Consider the following 6,688-nt stretch of genomic DNA (forward strand, 5'->3'; position numbering starts at 1 on the left):
GTCTGTCTGTCGAGCGGACGGTAATCGCCGTCCGCCTGGTGATATTTTTACTTAGGGTTGACCTGATCTAACCAGCCCCATTTGTCTTCGGTTTCGCCGGTGAACAGGCCAAAGAATGCTTGCTGAATGCGCCTGGTGACTGGGCCACAGCGGCCTTCGCCAACCTGAATACGGTCAACGCTACGAACTGGCGTGATTTCTGCCGCAGTGCCAGACATAAACACTTCGTCTGCCAGGTAGAGAGATTCGCGGGATAACACTTGTTCGCGCACTTCGATTCCCAGATCTTTCGCCAGCGTGATGATGGCGTCACGGGTGATGCCCGGCAGCGCAGAAGAGGTAAACGGCGGGGTAAACAGGATGCCGTCTTTCACTTCAAACAGGTTTTCGCCCGCACCTTCAGACAAGTAACCGTTCACATCCAGCGCGATCCCTTCCTGATAACCGTGGCGGCGCGCTTCGCTGCCAACCAGCAATGAAGAAAGGTAATTACCACCAGCTTTTGCCGCTGTTGGAATGGTGTTTGGTGCCACACGGTTCCATGAGGAAACCATTGCGTCGATCCCTTGATCCAGCGCTTCTGCGCCGAGGTATGCACCCCATGGGAAGGCTGCGATGATCACATCAGTGGTGTAACCGTCTGGTGGGTTTACGCCCATACCAACGTCACCCACAAACACTAATGGGCGAATGTATGCGCTGGTCAGGTTGTTTTTGCGGATAACGGCGCGGCAGGCTTCCATCAACTCATCAACACTTTGTGAGACAGGGAAACGATAGATTTTTGCGGAATCACGCAAACGCTGCATGTGTTCACGATGGCGGAACACCACTGGCCCGATGTGAGATTCGTAGCAACGGATACCTTCAAAGACCGATGTGCCGTAATGCAGCGCATGGGACATTACGTGAACCTTTGCTTCGCCCCACGGCGTCATCTCACCATTGAACCAGATGTAATCAGCTTTCTTCGTCGTCATTGTTCTCTTCCTTCTGCGCTCAGGCGCGGATTTGTTGTGTTGTTTGTTGCTGGATTTCGACGCGACCAACGTCCACCAGTTTGCTTAATTGACTAAACAGTAATTCGACTGGGCGCAGGCTGGCAACGGTCAATTCAATATTAATATCGTCGGTATTTCCCTGCGTGACCATGTTCATAGAACAAACCTGAAAACCGCGATGGCGAACAACGCGTAACACGCGTTCCAGTGTCTCCGGGCGAAAACGGGCCGTTACTGCCAGCTGATGTTGCATCATGATAATTTCTCCATCATTTGTGAGTTACTGGCACCGGGCGGCACCAACGGCCAGACGTTTTCGTACTCATCTATTGAGACGTGAAGCATGTATGGGCCATCGCTGTTCAACATCGTTTCGATGGCGGCTTCGACCTGGTCTTTACGAGTAATGCGTTGGCCTGGGATGCCGAAAGCACTGGCCAGTACGAGGAAATCAGGGTTATCGGAGAGGTTGGTTTCACTATAACGTTCGGAGAAAAACATTTGCTGCCACTGGCGAACCATGCCTAAACGTTGGTTATCCAGCAAAACGATTTTCAACGGCAGCTGTTTTCGTTTTACGGTGCCCAGCTCCTGAACATTCATCATGAAAGAGCCGTCACCCGAGATACAGATGACCGTATCATTCGGCCTGGCAACCTGCGCGCCAACCGCAGCGGGCAGACCGAAGCCCATCGTCCCCAATCCACTGGAAGTAATGAAATTTTCCGGGCGGGTGAATGACATGTGCTGCGCTGTCCACATTTGATGCTGGCCGACATCGGTCGTCACCACGCACTCTTGCGGTTTGCGATCCGAGATTTGCTTGAGCAGCAACGGGGCAAAAATAGCTTCGCCCGGATGATCGTAACGCCAAGGGTTTTCGGTGCGTAAGGTCGCAACTTCTTGCTGCCAGACAGCGATATCCAGCGGTTGTTGCAGTGCTTGCAACATCTGCGTCAAACCCCCTTGCAGACCGACGTGCGCCTGGCGCAGCTTGCTCAGCTCTGCCGGGTCGATATCCATATGGATTACTTTGGCGTGTGGAGCAAAAGTATTCAGCTTGCCGGTGACGCGATCGTCAAAACGCGCGCCTACCGCAATCAACAAGTCGCATTCTTGTACCGCGAGATTCGCCGCTTTGGTGCCGTGCATACCCAGCATGCCGGTATAAAACGGATGATCCGCAGGCACAGCGCCTAAACCTTTCAGGGTGACGGTGGAAGGCATATTGGTCACCGAGATAAATTCACGCAGCGCAGGAACCGCCTGCGCCATACCTACGCCACCACCGATATACAACATTGGCTTGCGGGCATTCGCTATCATCTCGCGAGCTTGATCCAGCTCCGCATGGGGCATAACGAAATCATCTTCAACTGTCGATAACCACGGCTCCAGATCGCCTTGTGCTAACTGAATATCTTTAGGAATATCGACCAATACCGGGCCTGGGCGACCAGAGTTTGCGATTTCAAAGGCTTCAGCGAGAACGCGAGGTAAATCATCGAAAGATTCAACGAGGAAACTATGTTTGGTGCAGGCGAGGGACAAACCTAAAACATCGACTTCCTGGAAAGCATCGGTGCCGATGAACGGGGCAGCGACCTGGCCGGTGATAGCAACAACGGGAACGGAGTCTAACAACGCATCGGCAAGGCCGGTTATCAAGTTAGTCGCACCAGGCCCGGAAGTAGCGATACAAACCCCTGTTTTTCCAGTAGAACGTGCATACCCGATGGCGGCCATTGCAGCGCCTTGCTCATGGCGACAAAGTAAATGTTCTACGCCACCGTCATACAACGCATCGTAGACTGGCATGATTGCGCCACCCGGATAGCCGAAAACAGTCTCTACACCCTGCGCTCGCAACGCATGTACCACCCACTGTGCACCATTCATAGTTAGTTCCCCGTCTCACTACTGGAGAAACAGCATTTTATTCTGCGATGCATTATCTGTTCCTCTCCAAATTTCTTTACCCAACAAAAAACCCCCGGACCTTTCGGTGCGGGGGTTCTTTTCGATTCAGGCTTGATTTTTAAGCCTTTCTTTCTCCAAGTGCAGCCCCGCACGGTGGGATAATAATCACCACCACGCTAATCACGACCAGGCTAATCACTCGTAGAAGGGCTTTCATGTTTGTTTATTCTGTCTACTTGTTCGAAGTAATGCCTACAGAGTTATCACAGTGCGCGAGAGAAGCACAAGATTTTTTTATGATTGATTAGGGGCGTAGAAATAAAATCACCGAAAAAGTTTTTGTTTTCAGTAAATAACGAAATAGTGAAAAAAATTCATCAAGAGCGGACTCTTATACTTTTTCTCTTAAACCCGACAATAAATAAATCTTTTGCGAGGCAACTCGCAGAATAATTTCCAAAAAAGAAATCTCGTCAGAAAGTCTGGAAAGCACTGCGCGGAACTCCCTTTTTCCCCTTTAGACCACTTTTGCAAAGTGACAGGATGAACGTTCACCTCAGAGGAACGAGCTATGTCATTGGCAATTGTTAACACCAGGGCGGCATTAGGTATTGCGGCTCCATTGGTCACCGTTGAGGTTCATCTCAGCCAGGGGTTACCGGGCTTAACTCTCGTTGGATTACCGGAAACAACAGTACGAGAAGCGCGAGACAGGGTACGAAGCGCCATCATCAATAGCGGTTATACCTTTCCAGCACGCAAGATCACGATAAACCTTGCACCCGCAGATCTCCCCAAAGAAGGGGGACGATATGATTTGCCTATCGCTCTGGCGCTGCTGGCAGCTTCAGAGCAGCTTTCAATTGATAAATTGGGTCAATATGAGTTCGTTGGTGAACTTGCGCTTACGGGGGCGCTACGTGGCGTCCCTGGAGCGATTTCATCCGCCATGGAAGCTTTAAAGTTAGGAAAGAAGATTATTGTCGCAGATGAAAACGCCGCAGAACTCGGTTTGATTGAGCAACCGGGTTGCCTTATCGCAAACCATCTCACCGAAGTCTGTGCATTCCTTGAAGGAAGAGGTGAATTGTTCGCTCCTGAAAAGCTGCAACAACCGCCGATTGAATATGGGCAAGACCTCAATGAAATCTTTGGGCAGTCACAAGGGAAACGGGCGCTGGAGATCACTGCCGCAGGCGGGCATAACCTACTGCTTATCGGGCCACCCGGCACGGGTAAAACCATGCTGGTCAGTCGCCTCAATACTTTGCTTCCCCCTTTAAGCGATGGCGAAGCGCTGGAGAGTGCAGCGATCCTGAGCCTGGTCAATCCACATACGCTACAGCAGCAGTGGCGTCAGCGTCCATTTAGAGCGCCTCATCACAGTGCTTCATTGACTGCCATGGTTGGTGGAGGAACGATTCCAAGGCCGGGAGAAATATCACTGGCGCACAATGGCGTATTGTTCCTTGATGAGCTTCCGGAATTTGAACGCCGCGTGCTGGATTCATTACGTGAGCCTATAGAATCGGGTGAAATTCATATATCCCGAACTCGTGCCAAAATTAGTTACCCAGCAAAGTTCCAGCTTCTGGCGGCCATGAATCCTAGTCCTACCGGGCATTACCAGGGGAAACATAACCGCTGCACTCCCGAACAAACACTTCGCTACCTCAGCAGGCTTTCAGGGCCCTTTCTGGATCGTTTTGATTTGTCCGTTGAGGTCCCCCTTCCTCCACCGGGCATTTTAAGTAACCCTGGCCTGAATATTGAAAGCAGTATTGATGTGAGGACGCGAGTAATTGACACGCAGCAGCGGCAATACGAACGCCAGCAGAAGCTCAATGCCCGACTGGATAACCATGAAATTCGGAAACATTGCTCGATTGAACACGATGACGCAGTATGGCTGGAAGAGACTTTGGTAAAACTAGGATTGTCGATTCGAGCCTGGCACCGATTATTGAAGGTTGCGCGAACCATTGCGGATATACAGAAGTGTGAACAGATAAAGCGGGAACATCTACTGGAAGCCCTAAGCTACCGCGCAATTGACCGTTTGTTGATTCATTTACAGCAATTAACAGGATAAAAAAATGGGGCTTTGGCCCCATTTTTTATTAGTCTTCGCTGTCGGTGTAATCTTCAACCGCATCTGCCTGTGGTTTCCCACCAGACAGCGTGTGGAAACGCTTAGGACGCTTAATCCGCGTCATGTACTTACTCCACACACGTTCAGCATCCGTCACTGGCTCACGTTCGCCACGGCAAACCGCTACAAACAGAACTTCTTCTTCAGTACCAGGTTCACGCTTGCCCAGATCCAGCTCATTAAACGCATAACCATGACGTTCTAAAAGCTGGGCTTCTTTGATGGTGAAATCACCATGGCGAGCAAACCCGCGCGGATAATGTTTATTGTCGAAAAACCGATTAGTCGTCGTAAAGCTTTCCGCCATCCTGCACGCTCCTAATTCTCTTGGTCGAGCTATTTATGGCGCGGAGTATTAGTTACGCTTGACAGAGCGTCAAACAAAACATTTAAATCATAACGACAAATTTTTTTTGGGAGTGGGTCGTGGATACTGAATTACTAAAAACGTTCCTCGAAGTGAGCCGAACGCGACATTTTGGCAGGGCTGCGGAGGCACTTTATCTAACGCAATCAGCCGTTAGCTTCCGTATTCGCCAATTAGAGAACCAACTCGGTGTGAATCTTTTTACTCGCCATCGTAACAATATTCGGCTGACCACCGCTGGTGAGCGTTTGCTGCCTTATGCAGAAAATCTTATGAGTGTTTGGCTGGCGGCTAAAAAAGAGGTTTCACACACATCACAGCATAATGAATTAACAATTGGTGCCAGCGCATCGCTTTGGGAATGCATGCTTTCAGAATGGCTTGTAGCCCTTTATCAACAACATAAAGACCTGCAATTTGAAGCACGTATCTCTCAGCGCAAATCATTAGTTAAGCAATTACACGAACGACAGCTTGACCTGCTGATCACAACTGAATCACCTAAGATGGACGAGTTTTCTAGTCAATTACTGGGACACTTTGACCTGGCACTTTTCTCCGCCTCCCAACAAACGTCAAAAGTAGGGTTAAAGTATTTACGTCTGGAATGGGGACCTGATTTTCAGCAGCATGAAACGGGGTTAATCAGCAATGATGACGTTCCGGTTCTGACGACTAGCTCAGCTCAAATAGCCTATAAACTGCTACAACAGCTCAATGGATGTTCATTTTTACCGCTGGAATGGGCCAAAAAACGGGAAGGAATTTATCTCGTACCTGATAGCAGTATGCTTTCTCGCCCTTTATATGCCATATGGTTACAAAATAGCGACAAACAAAGCACGATCAAAGAATTATTAAAGACACCACTCATAGCGCAGTAATGCGCTTTTGTAGTTTGACAGGATAATTTTGAGGAATTTTGGACAAAAAAAATCCTTTGCCGAAGCAAAGGATTATATATGGCAGGGGCGGAGAGACTCGAACTCGCGACACCCGGTTTTGGAGACCGGTGCTCTACCAACTGAGCTACGCCCCTAAATAACGCTTAGTATTATGCCCGCTAATTTAGCAGGCATAATTTTTTTAATAAGTGGCGGAACGGACGGGACTCGAACCCGCGACCCCCTGCGTGACAGGCAGGTATTCTAACCGACTGAACTACCGCTCCACCGAATTTCTTTTCTTACTGCCACCAGATGTCACTTTCTGGCTCTTACTGCTTTGAATTTGGAGCCTGGCAGTTCC

Annotated in this window: 7 protein-coding genes and 2 tRNA genes; 2 read left to right on the forward strand and 7 right to left on the reverse strand. The window is 49.7% G+C overall.

The genetic code is table 11. From position 1 onward, the window contains the following. Positions 1–47: 47 nt before the first annotated feature. From D6029_RS18400 to ilvL, 4 genes are all read right to left on the reverse strand, one after another. Positions 48–980 (reverse strand): branched-chain amino acid transaminase, encoded by a 933-nt coding sequence (locus D6029_RS18400; protein WP_120066179.1) that lies wholly within the window; start codon positions 978–980, stop codon positions 48–50. Positions 981–999: 19 nt separating this feature from the next. After that, positions 1,000–1,257: an acetolactate synthase 2 small subunit gene (ilvM, locus tag D6029_RS18405; protein WP_120066180.1), complete on the reverse strand. Its 258-nt coding sequence runs from the start codon at positions 1,255–1,257 to the stop codon at positions 1,000–1,002. Continuing rightward, entirely contained in the window at positions 1,254–2,900 is a 1,647-nt protein-coding gene (gene ilvG, locus D6029_RS18410) for an acetolactate synthase 2 catalytic subunit (protein WP_120066181.1), read from the reverse strand. Before ilvG ends, ilvM begins: the two co-directional genes overlap by 4 nt. A gap of 139 nt (positions 2,901–3,039) precedes the next feature. Further along, a complete protein-coding gene (gene ilvL, locus D6029_RS18415; protein ID WP_072279198.1) occupies positions 3,040–3,138 on the reverse strand; it encodes an ilv operon leader peptide in 99 nt (32 codons plus the stop codon). A 354-nt stretch (positions 3,139–3,492) separates the two neighbouring features. Between ilvL and D6029_RS18420 the strand changes: the two genes are divergently transcribed. Next, entirely contained in the window at positions 3,493–5,013 is a 1,521-nt protein-coding gene (locus tag D6029_RS18420) for a YifB family Mg chelatase-like AAA ATPase (RefSeq protein WP_120066182.1), read from the forward strand. Positions 5,014–5,041: 28 nt separating this feature from the next. Here the strand turns inward: D6029_RS18420 and D6029_RS18425 are convergent, their stop codons facing one another. Then, entirely contained in the window at positions 5,042–5,380 is a 339-nt protein-coding gene (locus D6029_RS18425) for a MaoP family protein (protein ID WP_120066183.1), read from the reverse strand. A gap of 119 nt (positions 5,381–5,499) precedes the next feature. Here D6029_RS18425 and hdfR point away from each other — a divergent pair, with 119 nt between their 5' ends. Next, positions 5,500–6,324, forward strand: a complete 825-nt coding sequence (gene hdfR / locus D6029_RS18430; protein ID WP_120066184.1) for an HTH-type transcriptional regulator HdfR — start codon at positions 5,500–5,502, stop codon at positions 6,322–6,324. A gap of 79 nt (positions 6,325–6,403) precedes the next feature. Here the strand turns inward: hdfR and D6029_RS18435 are convergent. Then, positions 6,404–6,479, reverse strand: a tRNA-Trp gene (locus tag D6029_RS18435). 55 nt (positions 6,480–6,534) lie between these two features. Next, positions 6,535–6,611: transfer RNA gene (locus tag D6029_RS18440), tRNA-Asp, on the reverse strand. Between the last annotated feature and the right edge of the window lie 77 nt (positions 6,612–6,688).

Origin of the sequence: Buttiauxella izardii (assembly GCF_003601925.1) — a bacterium.
In the GTDB taxonomy this organism is placed as follows: domain Bacteria; phylum Pseudomonadota; class Gammaproteobacteria; order Enterobacterales; family Enterobacteriaceae; genus Buttiauxella; species Buttiauxella izardii.